General features: G+C 65.4%; 17 protein-coding genes. 16 read left to right on the plus strand and 1 reads right to left on the minus strand.

Features of this window, described 5'->3' with window-relative positions; all coding sequences use genetic code 11:
* Window positions 1-93 precede the first annotated feature (93 nt).
* From hisB to AAG612_RS13735, 16 genes are all read left to right on the plus strand, one after another.
* Complete coding sequence (hisB, locus tag AAG612_RS13660) at window positions 94-687, plus strand: imidazoleglycerol-phosphate dehydratase HisB (protein WP_342511002.1); 594 nt, start codon at window positions 94-96, stop codon at window positions 685-687.
* Window positions 680-1,297 (plus strand): imidazole glycerol phosphate synthase subunit HisH, encoded by a 618-nt coding sequence (gene hisH / locus AAG612_RS13665; protein WP_342511004.1) that lies wholly within the window; start codon window positions 680-682, stop codon window positions 1,295-1,297. The genes hisB and hisH overlap by 8 nt, the downstream gene beginning before the upstream one ends.
* Before the next feature lie 109 nt (window positions 1,298-1,406).
* Complete coding sequence (gene hisA, locus AAG612_RS13670; RefSeq protein ID WP_342511006.1) at window positions 1,407-2,135, plus strand: 1-(5-phosphoribosyl)-5-[(5-phosphoribosylamino)methylideneamino]imidazole-4-carboxamide isomerase; 729 nt, start codon at window positions 1,407-1,409, stop codon at window positions 2,133-2,135.
* Window positions 2,132-2,335, plus strand: a complete 204-nt coding sequence (locus AAG612_RS13675; RefSeq protein WP_342511007.1) for a hypothetical protein — start codon at window positions 2,132-2,134, stop codon at window positions 2,333-2,335. The genes hisA and AAG612_RS13675 overlap by 4 nt, the downstream gene beginning before the upstream one ends.
* Window positions 2,332-2,604 carry a hypothetical protein gene (locus AAG612_RS13680; protein WP_342511009.1) on the plus strand — a complete coding sequence of 91 codons (273 nt, stop codon included), beginning with the start codon at window positions 2,332-2,334 and terminating at the stop codon, window positions 2,602-2,604. The genes AAG612_RS13675 and AAG612_RS13680 overlap by 4 nt, the downstream gene beginning before the upstream one ends.
* Window positions 2,601-3,389: an imidazole glycerol phosphate synthase subunit HisF gene (hisF, locus tag AAG612_RS13685; protein ID WP_342511011.1), complete on the plus strand. Its 789-nt coding sequence runs from the start codon at window positions 2,601-2,603 to the stop codon at window positions 3,387-3,389. The genes AAG612_RS13680 and hisF overlap by 4 nt, the downstream gene beginning before the upstream one ends.
* A gap of 35 nt (window positions 3,390-3,424) precedes the next feature.
* The gene (locus tag AAG612_RS13690) at window positions 3,425-3,763 is read left to right on the plus strand and encodes a phosphoribosyl-ATP diphosphatase (RefSeq protein ID WP_342511013.1); all 339 of its coding nucleotides are present in this window, start codon (window positions 3,425-3,427) and stop codon (window positions 3,761-3,763) included.
* Window positions 3,753-4,127, plus strand: coding sequence for a histidine triad nucleotide-binding protein (locus AAG612_RS13695; RefSeq protein ID WP_342511015.1), 375 nt, complete (start codon window positions 3,753-3,755; stop codon window positions 4,125-4,127). The genes AAG612_RS13690 and AAG612_RS13695 overlap by 11 nt, the downstream gene beginning before the upstream one ends.
* A 109-nt stretch (window positions 4,128-4,236) precedes the next feature.
* A complete protein-coding gene (locus tag AAG612_RS13700; protein ID WP_342511018.1) occupies window positions 4,237-4,719 on the plus strand; it encodes a YbgC/FadM family acyl-CoA thioesterase in 483 nt (160 codons plus the stop codon).
* Window positions 4,720-5,439 (plus strand): protein TolQ, encoded by a 720-nt coding sequence (gene tolQ, locus AAG612_RS13705; protein WP_342511020.1) that lies wholly within the window; start codon window positions 4,720-4,722, stop codon window positions 5,437-5,439.
* A gap of 1 nt (window position 5,440) precedes the next feature.
* A complete protein-coding gene (tolR, locus tag AAG612_RS13710; protein WP_342511021.1) occupies window positions 5,441-5,884 on the plus strand; it encodes a protein TolR in 444 nt (147 codons plus the stop codon).
* Window positions 5,885-5,896: 12 nt separating this feature from the next.
* The gene (locus AAG612_RS13715; RefSeq protein ID WP_342511023.1) at window positions 5,897-6,730 is read left to right on the plus strand and encodes an energy transducer TonB; all 834 of its coding nucleotides are present in this window, start codon (window positions 5,897-5,899) and stop codon (window positions 6,728-6,730) included.
* Between the two features lie 2 nt (window positions 6,731-6,732).
* Complete coding sequence (gene tolB, locus AAG612_RS13720) at window positions 6,733-8,157, plus strand: Tol-Pal system beta propeller repeat protein TolB (protein ID WP_342511025.1); 1,425 nt, start codon at window positions 6,733-6,735, stop codon at window positions 8,155-8,157.
* A gap of 74 nt (window positions 8,158-8,231) precedes the next feature.
* On the plus strand, window positions 8,232-8,747 hold the full coding sequence (gene pal, locus AAG612_RS13725; protein ID WP_342511027.1) for a peptidoglycan-associated lipoprotein Pal: 516 nt from the start codon (window positions 8,232-8,234) through the stop codon (window positions 8,745-8,747).
* A 117-nt stretch (window positions 8,748-8,864) separates the two neighbouring features.
* Complete coding sequence (locus AAG612_RS13730; protein ID WP_342511029.1) at window positions 8,865-9,398, plus strand: J domain-containing protein; 534 nt, start codon at window positions 8,865-8,867, stop codon at window positions 9,396-9,398.
* Window positions 9,399-9,501: 103 nt separating this feature from the next.
* Window positions 9,502-11,877: a TonB-dependent receptor gene (locus AAG612_RS13735; protein WP_342511031.1), complete on the plus strand. Its 2,376-nt coding sequence runs from the start codon at window positions 9,502-9,504 to the stop codon at window positions 11,875-11,877.
* Between the two features lie 60 nt (window positions 11,878-11,937).
* Here AAG612_RS13735 and AAG612_RS13740 read toward each other — a convergent pair whose 3' ends face one another.
* Window positions 11,938-13,254 carry a cystathionine gamma-synthase family protein gene (locus AAG612_RS13740; protein WP_342511032.1) on the minus strand — a complete coding sequence of 439 codons (1,317 nt, stop codon included), beginning with the start codon at window positions 13,252-13,254 and terminating at the stop codon, window positions 11,938-11,940.
* Between the last annotated feature and the right edge of the window lie 68 nt (window positions 13,255-13,322).

Raw genomic sequence — 13,322 nt, forward strand, 5'->3', positions numbered from 1 at the left:
GATTGCGGCCAAGCACGCAATGCGGCGTTCGCGGCGACGCCCGGCGCGCAGAATGCTTGCACGAGCGCGTGGGGGGCGATAGCGCGCTCGCCCATGCGAACAGGTCTTATCGAGCGGGATACCGCGGAAACCCGCATCCGCGTGGGCGTCAACCTCGACGGGACGGGCACCTACGACGTCCATACCGGAATCGGCTTCCTCGATCACATGGTGGAGCAGTTCTCCCGCCATTCGCTGATCGACGTCGAAATGCGCGTCGATGGCGACCTGCATGTGGACCAGCACCACACGACCGAGGACAGCGCGATCGCGCTGGGCCAGGCGATTGCCGATGCGCTGGGCGACAAGGGCGGGATCGCGCGCTACGGCCAGGCTTACTCGCCGATGGACGAGACGCTGGCGCGCGTGGCGCTCGATATCTCGGGGCGGCCTTACTGCGTGTGGCGCGCCGGTTTCAGTCAGACGAAGCTGGGCGAATGGGATACCGAGCTGATCGAGCACTGGTTCCAGTCCGTCTCGCAGACTGCCGGGATCACGCTCCACATCGAACTGCTTTACGGTTCGAACAATCACCATATCTGCGAAGCGATCTACAAGGGCTTCGCGCGTGCCATGCGGAAAGCGGTCGAGATCGACCCGCGCAAGGGCGGGGCGGTGCCGAGCACCAAGGGGATTCTTGGTGGGTGAGACTGTCGCGCTGATCGATTACGGCGCGGGCAACCTGCATTCGGTCGAGAACGCGCTGAGGCGCGTCGGTGCCGACGTGGCTCTGGTCGCCGATGCCGGGGCTTTGGCGCGCGCCGAGCGGATCGTGCTCCCCGGAGTCGGCGCCTTTGGTGCGTGCTACAATGGCCTCGCAAGCCTGCCGGGCATGATCGAGGCGCTGGAGAGCAGGGTGCTGCGCGATGGCGTGCCCTTCCTCGGGATCTGTGTGGGCATGCAATTGCTGGCCGACCGAGGATTGGAGCATGGTGAGACGCCGGGGCTCGGCTGGATTGGCGGCGATGTCCGCGCGCTGGAGCCGTCCGAACATGTCAAAGTCCCGCATATGGGCTGGAACGATGTGGTCGTGGCCGACGATGCGTCTGGCCTGATCCATCCGGGCGAGGCCTATTTCCTCCATTCCTACGCCTTCGATGGCGCGAGCAACGCCCATATCGCTGCGCGCACCGACCACGGCGGATCGGTGACGGCGGCGGTGGCGCGCGACAATATCCTCGGGGTGCAGTTCCATCCCGAGAAGAGCCAGGCCTATGGGCTGGCATTGCTGGAGAGGTTTTTGAAGTGGAAGCCGTAATCTCCCCCTCACCAAGCTCCGCAAGCCGCTGGCGCGGCAAGCTGCGCTATCCTCTCCCGCAAGGGGAGAGGAGGAGTGCGGTAGCCGCAATTGGAGAGGGGTTCGCAACATGATCATCTTCCCCGCGATCGATCTAAAGGGCGGCCAAGTCGTCCGCCTCGCCGAGGGCGATATGGACCGCGCGACCGTCTATGGCGACGATCCGGGCGAACAGGCCGCGCTCTTCGCCATGGCCGGCGCGAGCTGGCTGCACGTGGTCGACCTCGACGGAGCTTTCGCGGGCGAGCCGGTCAATGCCCACGCGGTCGAGACCATCCTGCGCCGGTTCCCCGGCAAGGTGCAGCTGGGCGGCGGCATCCGCGCGCGCGAGGGCGCGGAGCGTTGGCTGGAATTGGGCGTGGCGCGCGTCGTGATCGGCACTGCGGCGCTCAAGGACCCCGAACTGGTCAAGGCACTGGCGAAGGATCACCCGGGCCGCGTGGTGGTCGCAGTCGACGCGCGCGACGGAATGGTCGCGACCGAGGGCTGGGCGAGCGTCTCGGACTTGCCCGTAGAGGATCTGGCGCGCCGGTTCGAGGATGCGGGCGTCGCCGCGCTGCTGTTCACCGATATCGGGCGCGACGGGCTGCTCAAAGGTTGCAATGTCGAGGCGACCTTGGCGCTGGCCAGGGCGCAATCGCTGCCGGTGATCGCCAGCGGCGGGGTCGCGGGGCTCGAGGATATCCGTGCGCTCGCCCCGCATGCCAAGGACGGCATCGAGGGCGTGATTACCGGCCGTGCGCTCTACGACGGACGGCTCGATCTGGCTGAGGCTCTGCGCGAGGGGGCGGGGGAGTGATTATCGCCTATATCGTCTGCACCGCCGTCCTCGCGCTTTGTGCACTGCAGATCGTGCAAGCCTTGCGCACCGGGAAGGTGGGCTTCGTCTTCGGACCGGAGCGACGGACCAGAGAAGACAATCCCAGGATATTCTGGAGTGTCGTTGCCTTCTGGATACTGGTGATTGCCTATTTCCTGTACCGGATGGCCACCCTGTGACCATCGCCGATATCGCCATCATCGCCACCTTCGTGATGCTGGTCGTCGCCGCGGTCGATGCGGTGCGGGGCAAGACTGCGCTCGGCAAATTCCAGCTGAGCAAGAAGGACGACGACCCGAGCCGTTTCTGGTTCGCGATCGTGCTCTATATCAACATGGCGTTCGGCCTGTTCTGGCTCGCAGGCCAGGTGCCTCAGGCAGCGCCTGAACCGGCACCCGAGCCGAAAGACGATCGACCCACCATGACCATCACGATACCCGAAGCATGACCGTCCGTATCCGCGTCATCCCCTGTCTCGACGTGGCCGAGGGCCGCGTGGTCAAAGGCGTCAACTTCGTCGATCTGCGCGATGCGGGCGATCCGGTGGAGCAGGCGCATGCCTACGACCTCGCGGGGGCGGACGAGCTGTGCTTCCTCGACATTTCCGCCAGCCACGAAGGGCGCGCGACGCTGGCCGATATTGTCCGCCGCACCGCCGAAGTCTGCTTCATGCCGCTGACCGTGGGAGGCGGCGTGCGTAGCGCGGAGGATGCGCGCGCATTGCTGCTGGCAGGCGCAGACAAGGTCGCGATCAACTCCGCGGCCGTGGCGCGGCCCGAACTGGTCGACGACATCGCGCAGCGCATGGGCAGCCAGTGCGTGGTGGCGAGCGTGGATGCGAGGCTGAACGAGCGTGGCCGCTACGAGATCTTCACCCATGGCGGCCGCCGCGCGACCGGGATCGACGCGCTCGACCATGCCACCAGGCTGGCAAAGCTGGGCGCGGGCGAACTGCTCGTCACCTCGATGGATCGCGACGGCACGAAGGACGGCTACGACCTCGACCTGACGCGGATGATCGCCGACGCGGTCAATGTGCCCGTGGTCGCCAGCGGCGGGGTCGGCACGCTCGACCACATGGTTACCGGTGTGCGCGAAGGCCACGCCAGTGCCGTGCTCGCCGCCAGCATCTTCCATTTCGGCCAGCACACCATTGCCGAGGCGCAGGATGCGCTGCGCGCGGCAGGCTTGCCAGCCCGCCATCCGGAACCCTACGCTGGCACGCGCGGTTGAGCCGTCACGCCTAAAGCAGAAAGAGACCGCAACGCATGGAAACTCTCGCCCGCCTCGAACAGGTGATCCAGCAGCGTCGCAAATGCGACCCGGAAACCAGCTATGTCGCACACCTGCGGCGGCAAGGCCGACAATGCATGGCGCAAAAGCTGGGCGAGGAAGCGGTCGAGGCGGTGGTCGCCTCGCTTGCCGGTAGCGACGAGGAACTGGTGGGCGAATCCGCCGACCTGCTGTTTCACCTGATGGTCCTGCTGGCCGACCGCGAGATCGCGCTCGCCGATGTGTTCGCCGAACTCGACCGGCGCGAGGGTATTTCGGGGATCGAGGAAAAAGCGAGCCGGTCGCAAGTTGGGGAAACCAGCAATGCCGATTGATCCGACCGCGCCCTACGACGACGACAATATCTTCGCGAAGATCCTGCGCGGCGAAATCCCTTCATCCAAGGTCTACGAGGATGAGTGGGCGATCGCGTTCGAGGATATCAATCCGCAGGCCGAGATCCATACGCTGGTGGTGCCCAAGGGCCGGTATGTCAGCTGGGACGATTTTTCGGCCCAGGCCCCGGACGAAGAGATCGCCGGTTTCGTCCGCGCGGTGGGCAAGGTCGCGCGTGCGAAGGGCCTTGTCGAGCCGGGCTATCGCCTGCTCGCCAATGTGGGCGAGAATGGCGGTCAGGAAGTGCCGCACCTGCATGTCCACCTGTTCGGCGGGCAGAAGCTGGGCCGGATGATCGGCTGATTATCCGCCGTTTCCTGACACGCAGCGCGGTGAAACGCTCCCGCTGTGCGACAGGGGCACCGTTTGTGATTGCCGCCGCGAGTCGCTTTGCCGTAAAGGCGCGGGGCCTATGACCGATGCATCCGATCCTGTTGCCCCGCACCCTCCCGGCGGCGTCTTCGACGGCACTACGCATCTCTATGCGGTGCGGGTCTATTACGAAGATACCGACCTTTCCGGCATCGTTTATCACGCCAATTACCTGCGCTGGTTCGAACGCGCCCGGTCCGATGTCCTGCGCATGCTGGAGATCGATCAGCGCGCGGCCATCGAGGCGGGAGAGGGCGCCTATGCCGTTGCCGATGTGCAATTGCGGTACATCCGGCCCGCGCTGCTGGATGACGACGTCGTCATTCATACACGATGCAGCGAATTGCGCGCAGCAAGCGTGCGGATGGAACAGGAAGCGAAGCGCAATGGGGAGACGATCTGCACCGCGCAGCTGCGCGTCGGCTTCGTCGCCCCCAATGGCCGCCCGCGCCGCCAGCCCGAGGCATGGCGCGAAGCTTTCACCAGAATTCTCGATACTCGTCCTCTTGGGGAGCCTGCCTGAATGATCTTCCTCGACCTGCTTGCCGCAGCCACGCCCCCGTCCATGCCCGCCGCGCCGACCCGGCTGGAGCCGGTGGAGCTGTTCCTCGATGCCGACATCGTCGTCCAGGCGGTGATGGCGGGCCTCGTGCTGGCGTCGATCTGGAGCTGGATGATCATCATCTCCTTCGCGTTCAAGATGCGCGGCGCGAAATCCCGCGCGCGCAAGTTCGAGCAGGATTTCTGGGCCTCGGAAAATTACGAGGAAACGCTCGACGCCTATCGCAACCGCGACGTCGCGCCTGCGCGGATCGCGTGGGCCGCCATCACCGAATGGAAAAAGTCGACCAAGGGCGGCGTGAAGGACGTGCGCGGCGCGCAGGGCCGGATCGCAGGCGTGATGGACAGCCACGTCGCCGAAGAGGCGGACCGGCTGGCAGGACGGCTGAATTTCCTCGCGACGCTCGGCTCGGTGGCGCCCTTCGTGGGCCTGTTCGGCACCGTCTGGGGCATCATGAACAGCTTCTTCCAGATCGGCGCGCAGCAGAACTCCTCACTCGCGGTGGTCGCACCGGGGATTTCGGAGGCGCTGTTCGCCACCGCGATCGGCCTGTTCGCCGCCATTCCGGCGGTCATCGCCTACAACCGCTTCAGCAACAGCGTGAACAGCTACGAGGCGATCCTCCAGCGCTTCGCCGACCGGTTCAACGCGAACCTCGGCCGCGAGCTGGAGCGCGTCTGAAATGGCGATGGGCGTTCACTCGCATAAGCGCGGGCGCAACCGCAGGCGTGCGCCGATGGCTGAAATCAACGTGACCCCGCTGGTCGACGTGATGCTGGTGCTGCTGATCATCTTCATGGTCACCGCACCGCTGATGACGGCGGGCGTGCCAGTCGACCTGCCGGACAGCCGCGCCAATGCGCTGCCGCAGGAGGAAGAGCCGCTCAACGTCTCGATCGCGGGCGATGGCGTCATCTACGTCGGCGAGGATGCCGTGCCGCAGGGCGAGCTGGGCACAGCGCTGGCCACGGCGAGCGAGGGCGCGGCCTGCAACGAGCGCGAGGTGGTCCTGCGCGCCGACAAGACGCTCGACTACGGGCGCGTGATGGGCGTTATGGGCGAGCTGAACCGGCTCGGCTGCAACTCGATCTCGCTGGTCACCAACAGTTCAAGCGAATCGCTCTAGCGCCTCGGATCGATGCAAGCGAACCGCTCTTTTGGCCTCGATGCCGCCGCGCTGATCATCGCCGGGCTGCTGCACGTCGCGCTGGTCGCAGTGCTGTTGCTGCAAGGGGCGACGCGCGAGCCGATGCCCGAACCGACGCGGATCACCGTCAACTTCGCGGAAGAGGTCGGGATGACCTCCACCGCGCCCGATCCGGTAAGCGAATCGCGGGCCTCGACCGCGCCCGAGCTGGGCGACAGTGCGCCGCCGCCGATCGAATATGCGCCGCCGCCGCCACTCCCGCAGCCGACCAGCGCGCCTGCACCCCAGCCGCGCCCGGCTCCACGCGCGACCAGCCGCCCCGAACCGCGCCAGACCACGCGCACGGCTCCGCCGCAGCGCCGCCAAGAACGCGCGACGTCCACACCCGCGCCAGCGCCCGCACAGCGTCCCTCCCGCAACCCGGGCGCTTCGCGCGAATTCGAAAAGGCCTTCGACGGGGCGGGCGATTCCACCAGCACCAGCGAAACGCGTACCCCCGCCTCGCAGATCGGCGCGAGCGCGCGCGCCAGTATCGCAGCGGCGATCTCGCGCCAGCTCAAGCCGCACTGGTCCCCGCCGAGCGGCCCCGATGCCGAGAAGATCGTCAGTGTGATTGCCTGGCGGATGAACGAGGACGGGTCGCTCTCCGGGCGTCCGCGCCTCGTGCGTCAGACCGGGGTCAACGACACCAATCGCGCGCAGGCGGAACGCCATGCCGAACAGGCCATTCGGGCTGTTCAGCTGGCAGCTCCCTTCGATTTGCCACCCGAATACTATAACGCGTGGAAAAACGTTTCCGCATTCAGCTTCGACTGGAATTTGTGATCATGACCATTCGTCCGCTTTTCGCCTTTGCTCTTGCCGCGTTGTTGTCGGCGTTGCCGGCAGCCGCTTTCGCACAGAACGAGGATCTCGGCTCCGCGCCTCCGGCCGGTGGCGAGCTCGAGACGGTGCAGCCCGAAAGCAGCGAGGCCGACGATGACGGCGGGCTGACCGGCTCGGTATCCTTCGAAGGCAGCCTCGACGACCTCTCGATCGCGATCCCCGCCTTCGCCGCAGAGCGCGACGTGGCGACCGCCGCCAACGCGCGCGGCACGGCGGCGCTGGGCGAAGAGCTGGCCCGCGTCGTCACCGCCGACCTGCAGAATAACGGCCTGTTCGATCCGACCGGCCCCGATGCGCTGCCGCGCCCGTCCTACCCGCAGATCACCGATCCGGTCTGGAGCCTGTGGAACCTGCGCCGCGCGGAAATGCTGGTCCATGGCTATGTCCGCCCCCGGGCCGACGGCAAGCTGATCGTCGGCTGCTATCTGTACGATGTCGCGCTGCAGGACGAGCTGGTCCGTTCGGGCTGGGTCGTCCCACCGTCCGACTGGCGGCGTGCAGCACACAAGTGCGCCGACCTCATCTATTCGCGGCTGACCGGCGAGAGCCCGTTCTTCGACAGCCGGATCGCCTATATCGCGGAGACCGGCCCCAAGGATAACCGCACCAAGCGGCTCGCCATCATGGACAGCGACGGCGCCAACCACCGGTTCATCACCACCGGCCGCGCGACTGCGCTCACCCCGCGCTATTCGCCCGATTACCGCAAGCTGATGTACCTCAGCTATGTCGACGGCAATCCGCGCATCTACATCTACGACATCGGCACGGGTCGCCAGACGCTCGTCACCCAGAGCGAGAACCCGACCTTCGCCCCGCGCTGGAGCCCCGATGGGCGCTGGGTACTCTATTCGATGGCGGTCAACGGCAATACCGACATCTATCGCGTCTCCGCCAATGGCGGCGCGAGCGAGCGGCTGACCACGGCACCGGGTATCGACGTGGGCGGTTCGTATTCGCCCGACGGCAGCCGGATCGTATTCGAAAGCGACCGTTCGGGCGAACAGCAGATTTACATGATGAACGCCGACGGATCGAACCAGAAGCGGATCACCTTCTTCGGTGGTCGCGCGGCGACGCCCGAATGGAGCCCGCGCGGCGACCAGATCGCGTTCACCTTCATCCCCGGCGATTTCAACATCGCCACCATGAGCCCCGATGGTCGCAACTTCCGCAAGCTGACCGACGGCTGGCAGGACGAAGCGCCGACCTGGGCGCCCAATGGCCGCATCCTGCAGTTCTTCCGCACCGAACGGAACACCGGCCGCACCGCGATCTACCAGGTCGATCTGACCGGCGACAATCTGCGCCGCCTGCCGACCCCGGTCGATGCTTCGGACCCTGCCTGGGGACCGATCCTGCCTTGAGACGTTATCGAATTACGCCTTGATTTCGTGGGGTCGCACCGACGAATGGTAAGCAATCTTGTGAGGAGAGACCTATGAACGCGCATTTCAAACTTGCGATTGTCCTTGCCGCGACCGCGTCGCTTGCGGCCTGCAAGTCGGGTGCGCCCGACGAGCTTCCGCCCGAGCCGGGCGTGAGCCAGCCGGGCACCGGCAATGGTGGCGGCTACACCGACCCGAACGGGCCGGGCACGCAGCAGCATTTCGTAAGCGCGGTGAACGGCCAGAACGTCATCTATTTCGACACCGACCGCTACAACATCGACACCGCCGATGCCGCCGCGCTGCAGACCCAGGCGCAGTACCTCTCGGAGTATCCCAGCATCACCGTGACGATCGAAGGCCATGCCGACGAACGTGGTACGCGCGACTACAACCTCGCGCTGGGTGAGCGCCGGGCCAATTCGGCGAAGAACTATCTCGTCAGTCTCGGCATTGCGGCCAACCGCATCCGCACTGTGAGCTATGGCGAGGAACGCCCCGTGGCGACCGCTTCCACGCCGCAGGCATGGGCACAGAACCGCCGCGCGGTGACCGTTGTCATCGACTAGAGGCGAGCCTTCTCAATAACGGGGCGGGCGGTCCGGGCCGGATCGCCCGCCCCTTTTTTGTTCGCCCATCTGGCGACGCAAGGTTGAAGGAACGGGCTGGAGCCCTAAACTGCACCAATGGCCAAAGCGCGCAGATCGAACGACTGGGGTTTCCCGCGCTGGCGCGGCTACGAGGAAAGCCGCGAGGCGGCGACCGTGCGCCTGTGCGATCGGCACGGCTGCAACGAGCGTGGCGATTGCCCCGCGCCCAAGGCTCCCAACAATCCGGACCGCTGGTATTTCTGTCAGAAGCACGCGGCAGAATACAACAAGGGCTGGGACTATTTCGAAGGTCTCGAAAAGGCCGAGGCCGCAGAACGCGCGCGCACCGAAGAGCGCGACAATGCGGGTTATGCCGAAGCCTCGCACTATAGCTGGGGCGGATCGGGCGACGGATCGCGCTCCGCCGACGAGATGCGCGCGCTCGACGTGCTGGAGCTCGAAGCCGATGCCGATTTCGCCACGATCAAGCGTGCGTGGCGCGAAAAGGCCAAGACCGTGCATCCCGACGTCAAGCCGGGCGACAAGGAAGCCGCCGCCGAATTCCAGAAGCTGCAGCTCGCCTACGAGGTGCTCAAATCGGCCGAAGCGCGGCGCGAATGGCACGGTTGATCAATTAACACGGCGCCTTCACCAAAGCGTAACCTTACAGTCGCGGATCGGTCACGCGACCCTCCTAACGCCCCTTCGCAACCGCAACATAAGGGGTCTCACCATGCGCTCTTCGCCTGTTTCCGCGATTCGTCTCATCCTGCTCGGCACAGCCGCGCTTCTCCCCGTCGGCGCACTCGCGCAGGCACCGGCCGAACCTGTGGCCGACGACGATGTCGCCGAGGAAAGCGGCAACCTGATCGTCGTCACTGCGCAGAAGATCGAGCAGCGCGCGCTCGACGTGCCGATCACCATCAGCGCCCTGACCGGAGAGAGCATCGCCGAACTGGGCGTGACCGATCTCGACGAACTGTCGGCCTACGTGCCCGGCCTCAATATCCAGGAGCAAAGCGCCAACAACCCGGGCATCGTGATCCGCGGCATCACCTCGGACAGCGGCTCCGCGCAGCAGGGCCCGCGCGTGACGCTCTATTACAACGGCGTCGACATCTCGCGCTCGCGCGGTTCCTACCAGGCGATCTACGACCTCGAGCGGGTCGAGGTGATCAAGGGCCCGCAGGCCACGCTGTTCGGCACCGCGTCCGCCGTCGGCGCGATCAGCCTCGTGTCGGCCAAGCCCCAGCCGGGCGCATCGGCCGCTCTGACCGGCGGATACGGCAATTTCGACGCCACGCTGCTGTCGGGCTTCGTCAACCTGGGCAATGATGTGATCGCGGCCCGCATCGCGGGCGAATGGCGCAAGCGCGACGGTTATGTCGAAAACCTCGCCGCGAGCCAGCAAGAAGATCTCTACGCGAAGGACCAGTTCGGCTTGCGCGCATCGCTGCGCTTCACGCCCACGCCCGACATCACGATCGATCTGATCGGCACCTACGATCAGCAGCGTAACGGCGGCACGCCCTTCATCTCCGGCACGTTCCCGGCCTTCGCGGGTGCGCCTGGCGGGCGTGAGAACGCCTTCGTCGATGCGAACCTCGGTGGCAATCCCGCTGCCGCCGTGGCGCTGGGCGGCGACCAACTGGGCCTCGACCGCGAGGTTTACGACATCAACCTCTCCGCCGAATGGGCGTTCGCCGACGACTGGACCTTCACCACGGTCAACGGATATCGCAAGTTCGACAGCGACGAGATTTTCGACGCCGACGGTTCGGCTGCGCCGTTCCTCGAATTCGCGGAAATCGCGAAGGGCGACCAGTACAGCCACGAAGGGCGCTTCACCTATGCGGGCGACCGGCTGCGCGGGTCCTTCGGCTGGAACCTCTTCAGCGGGGACAGCATCCAGAACGTGCCCTTCGCGACCGAGGAAGGCCTGTTCATCCATTGCGCGGCCTTCACGCCGGTGGGGCAGGCCTTCGGCTTCACTCCCCTCATCCCCAACCTGCCCTGTGTCGCGCCCGACGGCTCTGTCCCTGCCACTGCGGTCACCGGGCTGCTGTCGTCCATTGGCGTGCTTCCTCCAGGCGTCACCGCGTTGCCCTATTCCTCGGTGTTCGAGAACCAGGGCCAGAACGATGCCTATTCGGTATTCGCCGACGTGACGTTCATCGCCACCGATACGCTCGAACTGACGGCAGGTGTTCGTTACCTGCGGGAAGACCGGCAGTCCGGCTTCTTCGCCGACGTACCCAATAGCCTGCTCGGGGGGGCTCCCCTGATTCCGGGCCAGGTCGATACGGGCGGCGCAACGATCACCGGAGAAGATTCCTTCGATGCATGGCTGCCGCGTTTCAACGTGCTGTTCCGCGTGAATTCGCAAGCCAACCTGTACGCAACCGTTTCGAAGGGTCGCCGTTCGCCCGTCGTGCAGGTCAATGCGGGTGGGGCCAGCATCGTCCCGCAAGAGGTCGTGTGGAATTACGAGGGCGGCCTCAAATTCAACTCGAACATCTTTTCCGGATCGCTCGGCGTATATTACCAGGTCTATGACGATTTCCAGGTGTCCATCCCGGCCCCCAACGGCCCGGCGGGCACTTTCGTGACCGTCAGTGCGGGCAGCGCGAGCAATCTGGGTGTCGAGGCCGAAATCGCGATCCAGGCCACCGACTGGCTGAACGTGTTCGCGAACCTGGGCTACATCGATGGCGGCATCGACAACGAGGCTGGGAACGGAACCTTCGCTGGCGATCGCTTCCGCCTCCAGCCCGAAAGGCAGGCGGCGGCTGGCTTCACCATCGACTATCCGCTTTCAGACGCCGTTCGGCTGTTCGCCACGCCCAGCGTCACGTACCGCGACCGCATCTTCTTCGAAGTGCCCAACGATCCGCTGATCTCGCAGGGTCCGGTGACGCTGGTGAATGCGCGTGCCGGGATCTCTTTCGCAGACGAGCGCTTCGAGATCGCGGGCTTCATCCGCAATGCCTTCGACGAGGATTACCTGCTCGACGCGGGCAACACCGGTGGCGGGTTCGGCATTCCGACCTTCATCCCGGCGGAACCGCGCCTGTTCGGCGTCGAACTGACCGCGCGCCTGGGCAACTGATGCAAGAGAATGGGCGGAGGCTGTGCGCCTCCGCCCATTCGCTTCTTCAGTTAATTAAGGTCAGACCGCTTCGAGCGCCTGATCGAAGTCGGCGATCAGATCCTCGGCATCCTCGATCCCGATGCTGATCCGCACGAGACTGTCCGAAATGCCGAGCTGCTGGCGGCGGGCATGGGCTACCGAGAGGTGCGTCATGCTGGCCGGATGGCTGGCGAGAGTCTCCGTTCCGCCGAGGCTCACTGCGAGCTTGGCGACCTTGAGCGCGTCGAGGAAGCGGAAGCATTCCTCTTCGCCGCCCTTGATGAACAGCGAGAAGGTCGACCCTGCGCCAAGGCAATGGCGCGCATAGATGTCCTTCTGGCGATCATCCTTCAGCATGCCGAGATAGCCGAGCCCATCGACCTTCGGATGCTTGCTTAAAAAGTCGCACACCTTCTCCGCGTTCTCACCCGCGCGCTGCATCCGCAGCTCTACGGTTTCGAGGCTGCGCAACAGCATCCATGCGGTGTTCGGGTCGGCGATGCCGCCCATCGTGTTGCGGATCATGCGCACCGGGTTGATCCATTTTTCCGCGCCCGCGACGCTGCCCGCGACGAGGTCCGAATGGCCGCCGACATATTTGGTCAGCGAATAGCACACGAGGTCCGCGCCGTGTTCCAGCGGCCGCTGCCACAGCGGACCGAGGAAGGTATTGTCGATCGCGATCGGGCATTCGGGCGTCAGATGCGCATCGCGTGCGTCGCGCACCATCTCGATATCGACCAGCGCATTCGTCGGGTTGCCCGGGCTTTCGAGGTAGATCATCGCGATCTTGCCGCCGCTTTCGTCCGCCATGGCCTTGGCCTTGGTCAGCACCTCGTCGAATTCCTCGCGCGTCGCGCCCGCCGGGAAATCGATATAGGTCACGCCATACTTGGCGAGGATTTTCGCGACGAAGCCTTCGGTCGCGGCATAGAGCGGTCCGGAATGGACGATCACGTCGCCCGCGCTGCAGAAGGCCATCATCATCACGCAGATCGCGGTCATGCCGCTGGAGAAACACAGCGCGTCTTCCGCATCGTCCCAGATCGCGAGGCGATCTTCGAGGATTTCCTGGTTCGGCCCGTTGAAGCGCGAATAGACGAGGCCTTCGGCACCGCCTTCGCGCATGCCGGTGATGCGTTCGAAGTGACGCTTGCCCGCAGCCGCGCTTTCGAAGGCGAAGGTGCTGGTGAGGAAGATCGGCGCCTTGAGCGATCCTTCGGACAGGGCAGGGTCGTAGCCATGGCCCATCATCAGGGTCGACGGCTTCATCTTGCGCCCGCCGATCTCGGTAATCTCGGGCTTGGGCTTGCGACGGGGGGTGGGGGTTTCGACGGAATCGACGGCGTCGGTCATGGGAAAAGGCTCCTCAAAGGCGTCCCCAGGAAGGCGGGGATCGGGTTCGAGGCATCGTCGGGGCGGGC

This window comes from Citromicrobium bathyomarinum, assembly GCF_038594605.1.
GTDB classification, from domain to species: Bacteria; Pseudomonadota; Alphaproteobacteria; order Sphingomonadales; family Sphingomonadaceae; genus Alteriqipengyuania; species Alteriqipengyuania bathyomarina_B.